Genomic DNA, 16767 nt, shown 5'->3' on the forward strand with positions numbered 1-16767 from the left:
TCATGCTCACCCTCTACGGCAAGGAGCTTCCCTCGCGCCTGCTGCTCGGCACCGCCCATTATCCCTCGCCGGCCGTTCTCGGCGAAGCGGTGAGAACATCAGGCGCGTCCGTCCTCACGGTTTCGCTCCGCCGTGAGAGCGCGGGCGGCAAGAACGGAGGGCAATTCTGGTCCCTCGTCCAATCGCTTGGCACTGCGGTGCTCCCCAACACCGCCGGCTGCCATTCGGTAAAAGACGCCGTCATGACGGCCCACATGGCACGCGACGTGTTCGGCACCAACTGGATCAAGCTCGAGGTGATCGGCAATCACGATACTTTGCAGCCCGACGTGTTCGAGCTCGTAAAGGCAGCGCGGATCCTGAGCGGGGACGGCTTTGCCGTCTTCCCCTATACGACGGACGACCTCGTCGTCGCCGAGCGTCTCCTCGATGCCGGCTGCCAGGTGCTGATGCCATGGTGTGCGCCGATCGGGTCGGCAAAGGGACCCCTCAACATCGACGCGCTGCGCTCCCTGCGCGGCCATTTCCCCGACGTGCCGCTGATCGTCGATGCCGGCATCGGCCGGCCGTCCCACGCGGCGACGGTAATGGAGCTCGGCTATGACGCCGTGCTCCTCAACACGGCTGTCGCCCAGGCTGGCGACCCGCCCGCCATGGCGGTCGCCTTCGCAAAGGCCATCGAGGCCGGCCGGCTCGCCTGGCAGGCCGGCATTCTGGAGCCGCGCGACATGGCCGTCCCGTCCACGCCCACGATCGGCAAAGCGGTGTTCTCGTGAAGCTCGATCCGTTTTATCCGATCGTCGACAGCGTCGATTGGATCGCGCGGCTGGTGCCGCTCGGCGTGAAGCTCGTGCAACTGCGCATCAAGAACATGGAAAGACGGGCGTTGCGCGCCGAAATTCGCGGGGCAAAGTCGATCTGCGCCCGTTTCGGCTGCACCCTCGTCATCAACGACTACTGGCGGCTCGCCCTCGATGAGGGCTGTGACTTCGTCCATCTCGGCCAGGAAGACCTGGCCCATGCCGATATCGCGGCGATCCATTTCGCGGGCGTCAGACTGGGCCTCTCTACGCACGACCACGGCGAGCTTGCAACCGCGCTCGACGCCGCGCCGGACTACGTGGCCCTCGGCCCGGTCTATCCCACCATCCTGAAGAAGATGAGATGGGCGCCGCAAGGGCTGGAGCGCATCACCGAATGGAAGAGGCTTGTTGCGCCGCTGCCACTGGTGGCGATCGGCGGCCTCAATCCGGATCGGCTTGCCGGCGTGTTCGCGCACGGCGCCGACAGCGCCGCGGTGGTAACCGACATAACCCGCAACGCCGATCCGGAAGCGCGCACGCGTGAATGGCTGGAAGCGACGGCGCCCTGGCGATGAACGCTGAGCCGCACGTGCTGGTCATCGCGGGAACCGATTCCAGCGGCGGGGCCGGCTTGAGCCGCGACATCGAGACGATAGCCGCGCACGGCTTCAGGTCAGCCTTTGCGGTGACGGCCGTCACAGTTCAGACCCATTCGTCCGTCAGCCGGATCCAACCTATGCCGGCCAGTTTGATCGCCGATCAGATGCGTGCCGCGCTTGGCGCCGACGACGTGAAGGCGGTCAAGATCGGAATGCTCGGCACGGACGAGGCGATAGCTGCAGTCGTGTCGATCCTGCGCGATCGGGCGGACATCCCAGTGGTGCTGGACCCCGTCCTCGTCTCCTCTTCCGGTCGGCCGCTGATTGCGGAAGGAGCCATCGACGCATTGCGCCATGATCTCATGCCGCTCTGCCGGCTCCTCACGCCGAACCTGATGGAACTGGCAGGACTGACCGGGTCGACGATGGCAACCGACGAAGCGACCGCCTGCCGTCAGGGCGAGGAATTGTCGCGGGCCGCCGGGACGGCTGTACTCGTCAAAGGCGGCCACGCAGCCGGCGCGGAGGCCATCGACATGTTGCTGCAGCCAGGCCGCCCTGCCCTTCGCTTTGCCGCGCCGCGCCTCGCGCGAGAAATGCGTGGCACTGGCTGCATGCTCTCCAGCGCCATCGCCGCCGGCCTCGCGCTCGGTCAGTCACTGGACGCAAGCGTACGCAAGGCCAAGCAATATGTTCTCGAAAGACTCGACTGCACCGTTTGATTTTCCATTCCCAGCAGAATCCCTCTTGGAAAGGCGCCGCTCTCAGACATCAGCGGAAGAACTTCTGCCGCACCGCCGCTCGCGCCGGAAGCAGCGAAACTGTCGCGACATAGCGGTTCGAATACACCCCGCCGATTGCCCTCTACTGTGTCGCTCAGGTCAGTTCAGCCGTGCATTCTCTGGTTTTGACGGTTTCGCAGGCAAGCTTTGAATGAACTGCCAAGCGGTTCTCCCCGAACTGGAGCCGCGTTGCATGGCCCATTCCAGCGCGCGACGTTTCAATTCCTCTGCTTCGATGGGAAGGCGAAGATGTTCGGCATAGCCGAGTACCATGTCGAGATAGCCGTCCTGATCAATGTTGTGGAAGCCCAACCACAGCCCGAACCGATCCGAGAGCGATACCTTCTCTTCAACCGCCTCGCCCGGGTTGAGCGCCGTAGCCTGCTCGTTCTCGATCATGTCGCGGGCGAGGATGTGCCGCCGGTTCGACGTAGCGTAGAAAATCACGTTCTCCGGCCGTCCGGCGATGCCGCCGTCGAGCACGGTCTTCAGGGACTTGTAGGCGGGATCGCCCGCGTCGAACGAAAGATCGTCACAGAACAGGATGAACCGCCGCTTCCTTTCGCCTTCGAGCAATGCCAGCAATTCCGGTAGCGTCCCGATGTCTTCTCGCTGGATCTCCACCAGTGCAACTGGAGTGTGCTCCTTTGGACGCTCCTGATTTATCGCGGCGTGGACCGCCTTGACGAGGGACGATTTCCCCGCGCCGCGTGCGCCCCACAACAGCGCGTTGTTCGCCGGTTCGCCGCGCGCAAAACGCCGCGTGTTGTCGAGCAGGGTTTCCCGCTGGCTGTCCACGCGTTTGAGAAGCTCAATGTCGATCCGGGATATGTGGGAAACGGGTTTCAATCGCGTTTCGCCCGGCAGCCACAGATAGCCTTCGGCGATCTCTTCGAGACCGGACGGACGAACCGGCGGCGCCAGGCGCTCCAAAGCCTCCGCGATCCGCAGCAGTACGTCCCGATTGCCATGTTCGGTCGTCGTGCCCTCGATCTTCATCATTTGACGACGTCGGGTCTGACGGCAGCGCTGCGGCGCAACGGCCGGCGCAATATCTCGGCACAGGCGACACCAGCCAGTGCGGTCCCGCCCCCAATCACATGATAGGCCCGCACCGGCTCTCCCAGCAGGACGATCGCTGCAAGAGCGGTCAGGACCGGCAGCAGATACATGAACAGCGCGCAGCGGTTCGGCCCGAGGATATGGACGCCGCGGACCCACAGGAACGGCAGGATGACCGAGGCCAGCCCGCCGGCATAGGCGATGAGCGGCAAGGTTTCGGCGTTCAGCGCCCGCATCGGTGCAGGCGTCGCGAGGAAGGCGGGAAACATGATGACGAGCGCGCAGAGGGCCTGCATGTAGGTCGATTGCCAGCCCGTGACCGGCAGGTTCCAGCGCTTCAGCAGCACACCGTAAAGCGCATAGACGATCGCCGCCAGCAACATCAGCGGATCGCCGAGATGCACCCCGTCGCGCACCAGCGCCGCGGGATCGCCCGCGCTGATCAGATAGACCAGCCCGACGAGCGACAGGATGCCGCCGCCGACCATGCCGACGGTCGGCGTGTCGTTCAGCAGGACCGCGCTCAACGCCACCGTTAGCAGCGGCGTCAGCGCAGTGATCACGGCCATGTTCGTGGCTGTGGTGGTTTCGGCCGCCAGATAAGACAGGCTTTGGAACAGGCACATTGCCAGAAAGCCGAGAATGAGGAACAGCCCGAGATGCGGCCAGATGACGGAGCGGTTTCGCCAGGCGGGAACGGCGACGAAGGTGCTCATCAGCAAGACCGCGAGCAGCAGACGATAGAAGGTGATCGCCTCCGGCCCGATGGTGCGGGCGGATAGTCTGGAAACGATCACGTTGCCGGACCAGAGGACGATGGCGAAGAAGGGAAACAGGTAGGCGAGCTTGGACTTCATTGCGGCATTCGTATCGTTGCGTTGACAAGCACGAGTACCGTTCAATGGTTCGTCGGTATCGCTCTAAGATGACCCATGCTGTAGAGTTTGGGACATGACGAGCGATCTCACCCGGAAGCACCTGGAGTTTCACGACACGCCGCGCGCCATGGCTGCGATGGAAGTCGATTACCCGGATGGAGCCTCGACGGGTTGGCATGTCCATCCACGCGGTCAGCTCCTCTACGCGATCGCAGGCGTGATGATCGTGCGGTCGGCGGAAGGATACTGGATCGTCCCGCCGAACCGGGCGCTATGGCTGGTGGCCGGGCTGAAGCATGATGTGAAGATGTCGGGCGCGGTCAAGATCAGAACCGTCTTCATAGATGCGACGGCGGTCCACCACCTGCCGACGAGAAGCTGTGTCATCGAGGTATCGCCGCTCCTGCGCGAACTGATCGTCGCGGCGGTTCGGATACCGCTCGATTATCAGGACGGCAGCCGCGATGATCGCCTCATGCGTCTGCTTGCTGACGAGGTGCAGGTATCGGATGTATTGCCGCTGCACCTTCCGACGCCACGCGACCTGCGCGTCAAGCTCATCTGCGAGGCGATCAATGAACACCCTTCCGATGTCTCGACCGCTGGTGAATGGGCAAAGCGCCTAAATGTGACGGCCAGGACCGTCCATCGGCTCTTCGTCAAGGAGACAGGCATGACCTTCGCGCAATGGCGTGAACAGGCTCGGCTTCTGTTTGCTCTTCAGGGGCTGGCGGCCGGTAAGCGCGTCATCGATGTGGCCTTCGACTGCGGCTATGCCAGCCAGAGCGCGTTCACCGCGATGTTCCGGCGTCATTTCGGAAAGCCGCCGTCCGAGTTCTACCAATCTACAGGCAGCATCCGCTTGCAACTCTAGTCGACAGGCAGCGGACCTGCAGGAAGAAACCTGGTCCCAAAGTTTACACAGGCAATGCACGCTCCATCGCCACTTCGGCTTCGAGGCTTCCGACATCCCGGAAGATCGAGGCGACAGCCAGCGTGCGCCCTTTGCTCCTGAACCGCAGCAGGCAGTCTCTGGCGGCGATGTCGCCCTCGACTACGATCTCGTCCCAACGTTCGGCATATCCGACATAGTTGATCGGGAGGTCGTAATGCTGGCTCCAAAAGAACGGGACAGTGTCGAATTTCTCGCCATGTCCGAGCATGTTGAGCGCCGCGGTCTGTCCCTGCCTTTCGGCAACCACCCAATGCTCAACCCGGATGTTCTGGCCGCTGTGAGGATCGGGCCACCGCGCGATGTCGCCGGCGGCGAAAATCCCCGGCTCGCTCGTTTCCAGGAAGGCGTCGACGGCGACACCGCGGTCAACGGCCAGCCCTGCTGCTTCGGCAAGCCCGGTGCGCGGCCGCACACCAATGCCGACAACGACGAAATCGGCCGCCAAAGTGCTGCCGCCGCTGAGTTTCACATTCCCGCCGTCAATGCTGGTCGCAGTTTCCTCCAGGTGGAATACGACGCCATGTTCTTCATGCAGGGCGCGGATGAACTCGCCCATCTGCGGGCCCAGGACACGCTCCATGGGCCGCTTTTCCGGCGCCACGACATGGACGTCGATATCGCGCGCACGCAGAGCCGCGGCAACCTCGAGCCCGATGAAACTGGCGCCAAGCACGATTGCGCGACGCGCGGTGGCGGCCCGTGCAATGATCGCCTTGCAGTCTGCAAACGAGCGCAATGGGTGGACGTGCGGCTGGTCTGCGCCGGTGATGGACAGACGGACGGGTTCCGCCCCGGTTGCAAGCAGAAGCCTGTCATAAGGAATCCTGCTCCGATCCGCGAGGACAACCTGCCGCGAGCGGGCGTCGATTTGCACAGCTTCCGTCTTGAGATGCAGGTCGATGTTGTTCTTGGAATAGAATTTCTCCCCACGGAGCGGGATCCATTCCTCCGGAGCTTTTCCGGCAAGGTAGTCCTTGGATAGGTTCGGCCGGTCAACGGGCGGCGTCTGGTCGTCGCTGACCATGACGATGCTGCCTCGAAACTGTTCCCGCCGCAGCATTTCGGCCGCTGCGAACCCCGCCGCGCCGCCGCCTATGATGACGATTTTCTCAGGCAACTGGCCAGGGGCCCCGGAGCGCGGTTTTGGAGCCGCCCTTTTGAGCTTCTCGCCGACGAATATCCGGCCATCTCGCTGCTCGACGGCCCAGGTGGCGAGAGGATTGAAGGCGGGAGCGCGCAGCGCTTCGCCTGTTCGCAGATCGAAGCACGCGTGATGCCAAGGGCAGCGGACGGTATCGTCCACGACAAGGCCGTCGCCGACCGGCCCGCTATAATGCGTGCATGTCGCGCTGACTGCGAACAGCTCGGTTCCACGGCGCACAAGAAGCACCTGTTCGTCGCCGCATCGGCCGACCAGCTTGCCGCCGTCAGGAAGGTCGCCAAGCGCGATGCCTTGCGTCAGATCCGGTCCTATCGGCTTGCTTTGATCTTGGGCCATTGCCTTCTCCGTCGGCGTTCCCGGTACGGAAGAGCCTTTGCGGTCGAGAAGCGGGAATTCCTTTTGGGGAGCATCGGAATTCAACGGCAGTTTCTCGCCATTCCGGACATCCTGCAACGAATCCAAGCGGCAGTCGCGTGCAAATTTTTATGACGAGCACGCGCTCAGCGGGACCGCTCAGTCGACGGCGCCCTGGTCGACCATCCAGCGGCGGTGGTCGGCAAAGCGTTCCGCCACGAGGTCGATGAAGCTGCGCACCTTGGTCGAGAGGTTGTGCTTGTGCGGATAGATGGCGTTGATGGCGAACTCGACAGGACGGTGCCCCGGCAACAGACGCACCAGCGTTCCGGCCGCTACGTCCTCCGCCACCATGAAGCTCGGCGCGAGAAAGATGCCCTTGCCGGCGAGCGCCATTGCCCTGAGTACATCGGCGCTGTTGGCCACGACATTGCCGGAGACTCTGACCGAGACCTGCTGGCCCTCGGCATTCTCGAATCTCCACTCGTCGCCATAGGGGTAGAAGGCGTAGCGCAGGCAGTTGTGGTGGGCGAGGTCTGAAAGGCTCGCCGGCGCCGGGTGGCTGTCGCGGTAGGCGGGCGCGCAGCAAAGAATGTGCCGCCACGGCGTCAGGCGCCGCACGACGAGCGTCGAATTCGGCGGCGGCGTTGCGCGAATGGCAAGATCATAGCCGTCCTCGATGAGGTCGACCATCTTCTCTCCCATGGTCAATTCCAACGACACCGCCGGATAAAGGTCGAGGAATTCCGCCATCACCGGCGACAGGAAGCGCACGATATGAGTGCCGGCATCGATCTTTAGCGTACCGCGCGGGGTGGCGTGCAGCGCGCCGGCAATACGGTCTGCCTCGTCGAGATCCGCCAATATGCGGCTGGAACGCTCATAATAGGCGCGGCCGATATCCGTGAGGCTGACCTTCCGCGTCGTGCGGTTGAGGAGCCGAACTCCAAGGCGCTCCTCCAGCGCCTGAACGTGACTGCTCACCATGGTGACGGACATGTTCAGCCGGCGCGCCGCCGCCGAGAAGCCGCCGCTTTCCACCACGCAGCCGAACACGGTGAGGCTGGTGAGGCGATCCATGGAACGATTATCCGGTCTGACCTGATGATCCTTCCGATTTTTCGTCGATTATCACAACGACCGGGATGCCGCATCTTCCATCCATGGACTGACGGCCGCTCTCGTCTTCGCCCTGATCGTTACGCTGGCACTCAAAACGGCCGGCCATCTTGAAGATGGGTGTCGGCCCCCGAACTACTTTGTCGTGAACCCGCAATTTGAAACCTGGGGAATCATCATGAACACACAGCTCGCCAAAATCGCCGGCCTTGTTGTAGCAACGGCCCTTTCCTCGGTGATCGGTCTCGCCAGCCCGACCTGGGGCGACGCCTCTAAGGCTGGCCAGGAAAGTCCGGCTTTCTCGACGCCGCTTCCCAATGTGCCGGGCAAGAGCCTGACGGCAATCGTGGTCAATTTCGCGCCGGGCGCTTCCTCGCCGGTGCACCACCATGCCGGCAGCGTCTATGCCTATGTGCTCACCGGCACGATCCGTTCCGAGAATTCCGCAACGGGCCCGGCGCGCGAATACAAGGCCGGCGAAAGCTTCTTCGAGCCGCCGGGCAGCGTGCACCTCGTCACAGCCAATGCCAGCGAGACCGAGCCTGCCAGCCTGCTTGCCGTCTTCATCGCCGATGACGGTGCCACGCTCACCATGCCCGGCAAATAAGTCCCATCCCGAAACGCCAGACAGCAGGGGTAACCATCATGAACACCTCAACGACAACCACGCCAGCCGTCACCGGCATCCCGGCATTCGCCAAGGCTGCGCGCATCCACAATTACGGCGCACCGGAGGTCATCACGCTCGAAGACGTCGAACTCACCCCGCCGGCAGCAGGCGAGGTTCTGGTGCAGGTCAAAGCTGCCGGTGTCGGCCCGTGGGACGGCTGGATCCGCGCCGGCAAGAGCGCGCTGCCGCAGCCGCTGCCGCTCACACTCGGCTCCGACCTGTCGGGCATCGTCGCGGCTGTCGGGCCGGATGTGACTGCCTTCGCGCCCGGCGACCATGTCTATGGCGTCACCAACCCGCGTTTCATCGGCGCCTATGCAGAATATGCGATCGCCTCCGCTGGTATGATCGCGCGCAAACCCGCTCGACTGGACGATGTCGAGGCGGCTTCGCTACCGGTGATCGCCGTCACCGCCATGCAGGCGCTGTTCGACCACGCCGGGCTGCAAACGGGCCAGAGCGTTCTCATCCATGGCGCCGCGGGCAATGTCGGCGCCCATGCCGTCCAGCTTGCGCATCGTGCCGGGCTGCATGTCATTGCCACCGCAAGCGGTGAGGACAGTACCTATGTCCGCAGCCTCGGCGCCGACGAGGTGATCAACTTTCGCGCCGAGCGCTTCGAGGACAAGGCTGGCGATCTCGACGCGGTAATCGACCTCGTCGGCGGGGAGACGCAGCAGCGTTCCTTCGCGGTCCTGAAGAAGGGCGGCGTGCTGGTGTCCGCCGTGTCGCAGCCCGACCAGGAACGGGCGAAGGCACGCGGGGTGCGTGCGCTGTTCTTTCTTGTCGAGGTGACGACCACGCGGCTTGAAAAGATCACAGCGGCGATCGACGCAAATCGGCTCACCCCGAGCGTCGGCACCGTGCTGCCGCTCGCCGCAGCACGCTCCGCTCATGAGATGCTCGAGGGCACGCGTCCGCATCCTCGTGGCAAGATCGTCCTGCAAGTAGGCCGCTAGAGGGCTCCTGCAAATCGCTGAAGCAGGCGCTACCTCTCACCCTTACCCTCTCTCCGTAAGGACGGGGAGAGGGGGGCGGCAACGTCTCAGAATCCCCTCTCCCCGTTTTTCACGGGGAGAGGGTGAGGGTGAGGGGCTGCGTCAACTCGAACAGAAAGGCGGCAAACTCGGCAACCTCCCTGGCTGGAAGGCGGCCACCGGGTGCATCTGGCCGAGCATTCCAAATGCTTCCCGCGGCATTTCATTCATGCGCAGTGTGAAACGTCTCAAGCTGCGATCTGCAGCCGTTCAAGATCGGCGATCAGCCCTGGCCCGGACGGCTGCCATCCGAGCTTCTTGCGCGTCTGCTCGCTTGATGCGGGCATGTCGCTGCCGGCCAACATGCCGAGCCAGCCGAAAAAGTGCTGAGCTTCTTCCGGCGCGATGGATTTCGCCGGCAGGCTCAGCCGTCGACCGATGGCTTCCGCGATATGGCGCATCGGTACGCCCTGCTCCGCAACCGCATGGTATTTAGCGTTCGGCTCGGCTTTCTCGATCACCAGCCTGTAGAGGCGTGCTACGTCGAGAACATGGGCCGCCGGCCAGCGGTTGAGTCCGCCCCCGATATAGGCGCACACGCCCTTCTCGCGATACATCTGGATCGCCGGCGTGATCAGACCCTGCATGACAGGATCGTGAACCTGAGGCAGGCGCACCACCGACACGTTGACCCCCTTCGCGGCGACGGCGGCAGCAGCCTCTTCTGACGCGGCGCGGGGATGCACGTCGGCGCCTATGATCGGGTTGTCTTCCTTGGCCGGTTCGCCGGGAACAGTGTTCGCGATGGGCGTCCCGGAGGTTATGACCAGCGGGCGATTGGAGCCGGCAAGAACCGAGCCGAGGGCTGCGATGACACGCCGATCGTCCTCGCAGTTCTGCACGAACCGCGAAAAGTCGTGGTTGAAGGCGAGGTGGATGACGCCATCCGAGCGCGCGGCCCCTTCCCTCAGGCTGTCCGGATCGGCGATCGAACCTCGATAGATTTCTGCACCGGCGGCCGCCAGAGCCGCGGCTTTCTCTTCCGAGCGATAGAGGCCGATCACCTGATGCCCCGCGGCGATCAGCTCTTTGACGACGTTTTGGCCGATGTTTCCGGTGGCGCCGGTCACAAATACACGCATGAGCAAAGTCTCCAATTTGATTGGAGACACATCTGGCCTCATGCATTATCCTGGTAAAGTAGTGAGATTATCATATTAAGATCGCTAACAGGATGACCGACGTTCTTGCCACTGCGAACTCGCTCGGGACCTATCTGAGGGACCGGCGCATGAAGCTCGACCCGGCTGCCTTCGGCTTTCCCGCGGAGCGGCGCCGCACCTCCGGCCTCAGGCGCGAGGAGGTGGCGCAGCGCGCCAACATCAGCCCCACCTGGTACACATGGCTCGAACAGGGACGGGGCGGAGCGCCCTCGGCCGACGTGCTCGACCGCATCGCCCGCGCCCTGATGCTGACCGAAGTTGAGCGCGAACACCTGTTCCTTCTGGGCCTTGGCCGTCCGCCTGAAGCGCGCTACCTGAAGAACGACAGTGTGACGCCGCGTTTGCAGCGCGTGCTCGATGCGCTCGACCCCATCCCGGCCGTGATCCGGACCGCGACATGGGATGTGCTTGCCTGGAACCGAGCGGCCACCGCGATGCTGATGGACTATGGATCGTTGCCGCCGGAAGAGCGCAACATCCTGCGTTATATTTTTCTCGATCCGCGCGCTCGCGCTGCCCAATATGACTGGGAGAGCGTGGCGCGCTTCGCACTTGGCACGTTCAGGGTAGATGCGGCCCGTGCCGGCGCCGCGGCGGAGGTGGAGCCCCTCGTCGACGAACTCTGCCGGCTCAGCCCGGAGTTCAAAGCGATGTGGCACGACAACGATGTGCACGCCGGCCGGCACGAGGCCGTCAAGCACATCCGCCACCCTGTTCTCGGTCCGCTCGCCTTCGAATATTCGGCCTTTGCGGTCGACGGCCGAACGGACCTGGCGATGGTGGTCTACAATCCGGCGACGCCAGAGGATGCCGAACGGATCAAGTCGCTCATGAGCCAGCCGTAGCACAGCGCAGGTGCCCATAACGGCCTGGAGCATTGAACCGAAATGTGCGTCGCGGTTTTCGGACAAATGCGATGCACAAAGAGATAGAGCGGCGTGGCGATCCAACTTGAACGCACGCCGCTCTTGAGCTGCGCTGCTAGCCCGCGGCGTCAGCTCTGCGTCGGCCTCGCGTCAGCCGCCGGATTGACATTGATCATCCACGGAACGCCAAACTTGTCGATCAAAGAGCCGAACCCGGGCGACCAGAAGGTCTCGGCGAACGGCATGATTGTCTTGCCACCTTCGGAGAGTTGATCGAACCAACGCTGGGCCTCGGCCTTGTTCTCGGTGTGCAGGGTAACATCGAAGCCGTTCTTGGGCTTGTCTACGTTCGGGGCCCACCCGACGTCCATGTCGGCGCCCATCAGCGCCTGGTCGCCGACCTGAAGCCAGCAGTGCATCAGCCAGTTCTTGTACTTCTCGTCCGAGATCGGCATGTCCGGAGGCGCATCGCCATAGGACATGGCCATCTTGATCTCTCCGCCCAAAACCCTGGCGTAAAACTCGAAGGCCTCGCGGCACTGCCCCCGGAAGCTCAAGCTGGTCACGATCTTCATTCTCGTCTCCTCAATTGACGCCCACGAATAATGTTGATATCAACGTAACCATCCCCGGATGTCAACCTGTCAGATGGACCGGCCTGCCGAGCTTGCCTTCGAAACCACACTTCACGTGCGTGACAACTGCCTGTGCCTGCACGCACAGCGGGCGGCGCGTGCACTGGCGCGCCGCTTCGACGTAGCACTTGCGCCCATAGGGATCACCAGCGGTCAGTTCTCGCTTCTCATGTCGCTCAATCGGCCAGAGCCGCCGAGCCTCGGCAGCGTCGCGGCATTGCTGGCCATGGACAGGACGACGCTCACCGCCAATCTCAAGCCGTTGGAGCGTCGCGGTCTCGTCGCGACGGAAACCGACCCGAAGGACAAACGTGTACGGCTCCTGCGATTGACGCCAGCCGGGCGTGCCGTTCTGGTCGAGGCAGCGCCGATCTGGAAGCATGTGCACGCTCGGATCGAAGCCGCGCTGTCAGACCCGGATCACCTACGCTCGGAACTGAACCTGCTGAGCCGGCTTCAGCCGTGACCGGCGGCATCGTTTCGATCCATTGCCCCCCTTCAGGCAAATTGCCATTCTTCGGGCCGATCAATGGGGTGATGGGGCCTGAACGACGTGGACAATTCCATCCCTGCTCTTCTCCCGCGTGGAGAAGGCCATCAGTTTCTTCTTTATGGCGACTCCTGTTCGGGGGTGCCGGGCGCATTGCATGCAAAGACCTTTGCCTCGGTGAATGCGGTCGTCAGGCGTCTCGAGCCACAGCCCGAATTCATCCTGTTTCCGGGTGACGAGATCATCGGGCTGACGCCGGACGCGGATGCGCTGCGGGCGCAGTGGCGATATTGGTTCGACACAGAGATGGCATGGCTCGATCGCGCGACTACGCCCATCTGGCACACGACGGGCAACCACACGACCTGTGATGCGATGAGCGAGGCCATCTTTCGTGAGGTCCTCGACCTGCCGGACAATGGGCCGCCGGCACAGACCGGCCTTTGCTATTTCGTGCGGCGCAACGACCTTCTGATGGTGTTCGTCAACACGCTCTGGAGTGGCCTCGGCGGTGAGGGCCATGTCGAGACCGAGTGGCTGGAAGCCACGCTGAAGGAGCAGAGCGATGCCGGGCACAAACTGGTGCTCGGCCATCATCCGGTGTTTCCCGTCAACGGCTTTTCCGGCCCATACCAGCGTGAGATCGGTCACGAATATGCCGAACCGTTCTGGGATATCCTGGTGCGGGAGAACGTGCTTGCTTACCTGTGCAGCCACATTCTCGCTTTCGACGTGCAGGTCCATCGCGGGGTCCTGCAAATCTGCACCGCAGGCGCGGGAACGGCACATCGGATGCCGGAAGGCATCGAGTACCTCCATTGCGTCCAGGCGGCGCTTGACGAGCAGGGCCTGCGTTATCAGGTGCTCGATGCCGAAGGTGTCGTGAGGGAGCGCCTGGAATGGCCATTGCCCAATGCCGACCGGTGGCGGCAACTGCCGCTCGGAGAAACTGAAGCGCCCTTCAGTGGAATTTTGCAGAGTGGCCGCGCCATTGAACTGAGATTGAAAGGACGGGCACCCACGACGGATTTCGCATCGGCGCAGACGATCTTTTCCGCATTTACACCAGGCTCGATCGCTGCGCTCTGGCTCGGTCTTCGGGGCCCGAAGCAAACCCTGACGCTGATCGTCGGACGAGATCCGGGCCGCAGCCCCTCCTATTGGCTCGGACCTGATCTTCCCCCCGGCGACGATTTCGATATCCACGTCGCTTTCTGCCCGGATATGGGACCCGGCGGAGTGCTCTACCGTTCCCACGGCAACGCCCGCTGGTCGTCCTTCAACTCTGCGACGGCAAGGGGATTGGAGCAGCTCTCGTGGCCGCAGCAGTGGAGCATCGGTCATGGGCAACACGGCACAGGGGATCGTCGATTCAGAGGCGCTTCATTGAGCATCCAAATCTCGGGAACGGAGAGATGACGGCTGCGCGTTGAAGGACTGCTTCCCGATCGGGTAGCGCGTCAGATTTCGCCGCCAGGATTCCAAGTTGTGCGGCAGGTTTCAGCCTTCAGCCAGGAATTTGCGCGCCAGTTCTTCCCATTCCGCATCGAGCATTAGGTTGGACGGAGCGACGCCGGCGCGGCGATACCAATATCCAGCATTGGATTGATCGCCTTCCTTGCGATGGAGGTAGGCGTGCACGTGCATGCCCGCCGCATCGTCGCGCTCCTGCGCGTGCTCGTGCGCCTTGTCCCAATCTCCCTTTGCATCCCACCACAGCGCTTGCAGCGCCGAACTCAACCCGGCCGGCGGCTGTGGTTTCGCAATCGAATCTTTGAACGCCTGCAGATCCATTTCCGAACCTCGCGAAGAGTGAAGCCCGATGATACCCGCGTCAGTGGCCGACGGGTAGCGTGCATCGGACGACATTGGGCAAGTGCCGGGGACAGTTTACTTTTTGCCGCAGAAAGGCCGCGATGTTCACCGAGGTGGCGCTGGCGGCAAAAAGTAAACTGTCCCCCTGCGCAACACCCGCGCGGTGAGGAGCCGCGTCAATCTGAAAGCAGACGGCTTTCGGCAGACCTGGTGAGCGCCAGATCAGCTCTACCCTTTTGAAGCCAGGTGCTCGGTGTGCATCCGGTAACGCGCAGGAATTCCCGGTTGAAATTGGATTTCGTGTTGAAGCCGCTCTCCAGCATGGCCGTCGTCACCGTGTCGCCCGCTTCGAGACGTTCGCAGGCGCGCCGGATTCGGAAGCCGTTGATGAAGCGCGAGACGTTCTCGCCGCTCGCCCGGTTGATGGCGGCTGAGAGCCGCTTGACGGGCACATGGAGCCGCTTCGCGAGCCGCGCTAGTGTGAGGCCGGGGTCGAGATAGAGCTCGCCCCCGGCAAGGAGCCGGTTCAACTGCGCCATGAGTTCCGTATCCGACTGAATATCGTCTGCCGAGACCACGCGTGCATGGGGCAAATCGGCTTCGATCTCTCCGAGGCTCTGCGACAGGCTGAGCCCGCCGATGCACAGCAGCCAGAACGAGGAGAACAGGCTGATGATCCAGGGCTGCAGCCAGGCGCGTCCTGTGGCCAGGGCGAGCGCGATGAGCCCGTCGCTGAATGCCGACAGCATAAGGGCAAAGGCAATACCGCGCCAGACGAGGCCAGGCAGGTCGCCTGCCTCAAGCCGAGTGAGCGGGAGCCCATCGGCGCCCGGTCGGAGAGCATGAAGGAGCAGGACGCCGTAGGTCAGGAAGACCGCCGGCACCACCAGGTCGAGGGTGACAGGCGCGAAGGCAACGCAAAACGCGGTGAAGGCCGGAGCCGCGAAATGTGCGAAATCTCGGCGCGCATCCGCTGCGCGGATCGCCGTCGCCTGGAAGGTGACCCAGGCGAGCGGCGGAATGATCGTGGCCGTCACCGGCTGGAGCGGGCGGAGCGCTGCCAAGCCGTAGTGCTGGACAAGCGAGATCACGACCCCTTGCAGGGCGCAGCTCGCCAGCAGGCCCAGGAAGAGCGACGACCGATCCTTCTTCAGCCACGAGCGGACGAGCAGAAATCCGAGCACGAGCGCGACGATCATGGGGATCGGCAATGTGAGCATGGTCCACCCCTGGACAATCCGTTTGTAAGCAATCGTTCCAAATCGCGCCCGGCGCGTCCTGAAACCGGTTCGAGGACGCGAGTGGCTGCGAGCGGCGTCATCGCTGTGGCGTTCGATCCCTAAAGGAGCCACCCGAATGAAACGCACAGTCCTGCTCGCCCTAGCCGCCATCGGCCTCGCCTCGGCTGCCGCCGCCGATCCGATCGCAGGTTATGACAGATTCGAGGTCGCCGCACCGCACCGCGCCGCACCGGTCGCCGCCTCGGTCTGGTATCCGGTCGGGACGCCGACCTATCGCGGCCTCATCGGCGACAATGCGGTGTTCGAGGGAAGCTCAGCCTATGTGGGCGCCGCCATCGCCGAAGGGCGCTTCCCGCTCGTCCTCCTGTCTCATGGCTCTGGTGGGAACATGGACAGCCTCTCCTGGCTGTGCTCGAGGCTGGCAATCCGTGGCGCGATGGTGCTGGCCGTCAACCATCCCGGCAGCACGTCGGGCGATTCCTCGCCGCGCCGCTCGATCCGTCTCACCGAGCGCGCCGCTGATCTCAAGGCCGCGCTCGATCAGATCCTCGCCGACCCGGCTTTCGGCCCTCATGTCGACCGGTCGCGGATCGTCTCACTCGGCTTTTCGCTTGGCGGCGCCACGGCCTTGAACCTCGCGGGCGCCCAGATGGACCGCGATCTCTATCGCGACTATTGCGCCCGCTTCGGCAAGGAGGCGCCCGACTGCATCTTCATGACCAAGGGTGGCGTCGATCTCGCCAACTTGCCCGACGCCTTCGAAGGGAAGATGCGCGATCCGCGCATCGCCGGCGCAATCGCGGTCGATCCGGGGTTCAGCTACGCGATCACGGAGACCAGCATCGCCGCCATGGCCCTACCCGTTCTCCTGATCAATCTCGGCGGGGATGAACGCTGGATGGCCGGCGATGTAAGCGCCCGAGGCAGCAACCTGGTCGGCCGCCTCCCCCATGTGGAATACGCGACGGCCGCCCCGGCAAACCATTTCACTTTCCTTGCCCTCTGCAAGCCAGGCGCCCGCGAGCGGCTGGCGGAAGAGCATGACGATCCGGTCTGCGACGACCCGGCAGGAGCGAACCGCGCGGCGATCCATGAGAAAATCGTCGAACGAATTGCGGCGTTCATGAAGCTTTGAA

At 63.4% G+C, this 16767-nt stretch carries 18 protein-coding genes; 10 read left to right on the forward strand and 8 right to left on the reverse strand.

The genetic code is table 11. From position 1 onward, the window contains the following. Nucleotides 1-2 precede the first annotated feature (2 nt). Genes SAZ10_RS21405 through SAZ10_RS21415 form a run of 3 tightly spaced genes read left to right on the forward strand, consistent with a single transcriptional unit; the run spans nt 3 to nt 2124 of the window. A complete protein-coding gene (locus tag SAZ10_RS21405; protein WP_318611393.1) occupies nt 3-776 on the forward strand; it encodes a thiazole synthase in 774 nt (257 codons plus the stop codon). After that, a complete protein-coding gene (locus SAZ10_RS21410) occupies nt 773-1378 on the forward strand; it encodes a thiamine phosphate synthase (protein WP_318611394.1) in 606 nt (201 codons plus the stop codon). Before SAZ10_RS21405 ends, SAZ10_RS21410 begins: the two co-directional genes overlap by 4 nt. Continuing rightward, nucleotides 1348-2124, forward strand: coding sequence for a hydroxymethylpyrimidine/phosphomethylpyrimidine kinase (locus SAZ10_RS21415; RefSeq protein ID WP_318611395.1), 777 nt, complete (start codon nt 1348-1350; stop codon nt 2122-2124). The genes SAZ10_RS21410 and SAZ10_RS21415 overlap by 31 nt, the downstream gene beginning before the upstream one ends. A 159-nt stretch (nt 2125-2283) precedes the next feature. Here SAZ10_RS21415 and SAZ10_RS21420 read toward each other — a convergent pair whose 3' ends face one another. Then, entirely contained in the window at nt 2284-3186 is a 903-nt protein-coding gene (locus SAZ10_RS21420) for an ATP-binding protein (protein ID WP_412535263.1), read from the reverse strand. Next, a complete protein-coding gene (locus tag SAZ10_RS21425; RefSeq protein WP_318611396.1) occupies nt 3183-4103 on the reverse strand; it encodes a DMT family transporter in 921 nt (306 codons plus the stop codon). Before SAZ10_RS21425 ends, SAZ10_RS21420 begins: the two co-directional genes overlap by 4 nt. A gap of 94 nt (nt 4104-4197) precedes the next feature. Between SAZ10_RS21425 and SAZ10_RS21430 the strand changes: the two genes are divergently transcribed. Beyond that, a complete protein-coding gene (locus tag SAZ10_RS21430; protein ID WP_318611397.1) occupies nt 4198-4998 on the forward strand; it encodes a helix-turn-helix transcriptional regulator in 801 nt (266 codons plus the stop codon). A gap of 43 nt (nt 4999-5041) precedes the next feature. Here the strand turns inward: SAZ10_RS21430 and SAZ10_RS21435 are convergent, their stop codons facing one another. Both SAZ10_RS21435 and SAZ10_RS21440 read right to left on the reverse strand, forming a co-directional pair. Further along, complete coding sequence (locus SAZ10_RS21435) at nt 5042-6577, reverse strand: FAD-dependent oxidoreductase (RefSeq protein WP_318611399.1); 1536 nt, start codon at nt 6575-6577, stop codon at nt 5042-5044. A gap of 177 nt (nt 6578-6754) precedes the next feature. After that, complete coding sequence (locus SAZ10_RS21440; protein ID WP_318611401.1) at nt 6755-7675, reverse strand: LysR family transcriptional regulator; 921 nt, start codon at nt 7673-7675, stop codon at nt 6755-6757. Between the two features lie 217 nt (nt 7676-7892). On the opposite strand from SAZ10_RS21440, the gene SAZ10_RS21445 reads away from it, so the two are divergent. Then, entirely contained in the window at nt 7893-8321 is a 429-nt protein-coding gene (locus SAZ10_RS21445; protein WP_318611402.1) for a cupin domain-containing protein, read from the forward strand. A gap of 38 nt (nt 8322-8359) precedes the next feature. After that, a complete protein-coding gene (locus SAZ10_RS21450) occupies nt 8360-9343 on the forward strand; it encodes an NADP-dependent oxidoreductase (protein ID WP_318611403.1) in 984 nt (327 codons plus the stop codon). 266 nt (nt 9344-9609) lie between these two features. Here SAZ10_RS21450 and SAZ10_RS21455 read toward each other — a convergent pair whose 3' ends face one another. Further along, entirely contained in the window at nt 9610-10503 is an 894-nt protein-coding gene (locus SAZ10_RS21455; RefSeq protein ID WP_318611404.1) for an SDR family oxidoreductase, read from the reverse strand. A 92-nt stretch (nt 10504-10595) separates the two neighbouring features. On the opposite strand from SAZ10_RS21455, the gene SAZ10_RS21460 reads away from it, so the two are divergent. Next, nucleotides 10596-11429, forward strand: coding sequence for a helix-turn-helix transcriptional regulator (locus tag SAZ10_RS21460; protein ID WP_318611405.1), 834 nt, complete (start codon nt 10596-10598; stop codon nt 11427-11429). A gap of 149 nt (nt 11430-11578) precedes the next feature. Here the strand turns inward: SAZ10_RS21460 and SAZ10_RS21465 are convergent, their stop codons facing one another. Further along, a complete protein-coding gene (locus tag SAZ10_RS21465) occupies nt 11579-12025 on the reverse strand; it encodes a VOC family protein (RefSeq protein ID WP_318611406.1) in 447 nt (148 codons plus the stop codon). A gap of 73 nt (nt 12026-12098) precedes the next feature. On the opposite strand from SAZ10_RS21465, the gene SAZ10_RS21470 reads away from it, so the two are divergent. Both SAZ10_RS21470 and SAZ10_RS21475 read left to right on the forward strand, forming a co-directional pair. Then, nucleotides 12099-12551, forward strand: a complete 453-nt coding sequence (locus SAZ10_RS21470; protein ID WP_318611407.1) for a MarR family winged helix-turn-helix transcriptional regulator — start codon at nt 12099-12101, stop codon at nt 12549-12551. A gap of 87 nt (nt 12552-12638) precedes the next feature. Continuing rightward, a complete protein-coding gene (locus SAZ10_RS21475; RefSeq protein WP_412535264.1) occupies nt 12639-13994 on the forward strand; it encodes a metallophosphoesterase family protein in 1356 nt (451 codons plus the stop codon). Between the two features lie 81 nt (nt 13995-14075). Here the strand turns inward: SAZ10_RS21475 and SAZ10_RS21480 are convergent, their stop codons facing one another. Next, complete coding sequence (locus tag SAZ10_RS21480; RefSeq protein WP_318611408.1) at nt 14076-14369, reverse strand: hypothetical protein; 294 nt, start codon at nt 14367-14369, stop codon at nt 14076-14078. 197 nt (nt 14370-14566) lie between these two features. Further along, nucleotides 14567-15610, reverse strand: a complete 1044-nt coding sequence (locus tag SAZ10_RS21485) for a helix-turn-helix domain-containing protein (RefSeq protein WP_318611409.1) — start codon at nt 15608-15610, stop codon at nt 14567-14569. Nucleotides 15611-15746: 136 nt separating this feature from the next. On the opposite strand from SAZ10_RS21485, the gene SAZ10_RS21490 reads away from it, so the two are divergent. Then, nucleotides 15747-16766 (forward strand): hypothetical protein, encoded by a 1020-nt coding sequence (locus SAZ10_RS21490; RefSeq protein WP_318611410.1) that lies wholly within the window; start codon nt 15747-15749, stop codon nt 16764-16766. Nucleotide 16767 lies beyond the last annotated feature (1 nt).

Source organism: Mesorhizobium sp. BAC0120 (genome assembly GCF_033542235.1).
In the GTDB taxonomy this organism is placed as follows: domain Bacteria; phylum Pseudomonadota; class Alphaproteobacteria; order Rhizobiales; family Rhizobiaceae; genus JAWRCU01.